The following is a 557-nucleotide window of genomic DNA, read 5'->3' on the forward strand; positions in this document are numbered from 1 at the left end:
CGCCCTGCGGCACCTCGGCATGGCTGTCGCCGCGGTCCAGCCAGACGCCGTGCAGACCGGCGTCGCGGGCGCCGACGGCGTCCAGGTCGAGGCGGTCCCCGACGTGCATGACCTGCTCCGGCGGCAGGCCGAGCGCCACGGTCGCGGTGTGGAAGATGGCCGGGTCCGGCTTGGCGACGCCCAGCTCACCGGCGATGATCACGTGGTCGAACACCTCGGCGAGCCCGAGGTCGGCGATCTTCATCCGCTGCAGCGGCCCGGAGGCGTTGGTGATGGCGGCGATGCGCAGCCCGGCGGCGCGCAACCAGTCCATGCAGGGCCAGACGTCCTCGTAGACCTCCCAGGCGGCCCGCATGGCCTCGACCCGCAGTTCCTCCCGCCCCGCCAGCTCGGAGTCGGCCAGGTCGACGCCCAGTTCGGCGAAGAAGGCCCTGGTCCGCTCGCGCCGCATGGTGTCGTAGTCGACCTCGCCCGCGAGATAACGCGCCAACTGCATTTCGGTGACGCGTTCCCATAACGGCCACGCGTCGTCGTGACCGACCAGCGCGGCGAGCCCG

General features: G+C 72.4%; 1 protein-coding gene. It reads right to left on the reverse strand.

Annotation, left to right across the window (positions count from 1 at the left end; genetic code table 11):
• A partial coding sequence (locus CCN37_RS06280; RefSeq protein WP_143261453.1) for an HAD family hydrolase occupies positions 1-557 on the reverse strand: 557 nt, incomplete at both ends.

Source organism: Allokutzneria sp. NRRL B-24872 (genome assembly GCF_002155965.1).
GTDB lineage: Bacteria > Actinomycetota > Actinomycetes > Mycobacteriales > Pseudonocardiaceae > Allokutzneria.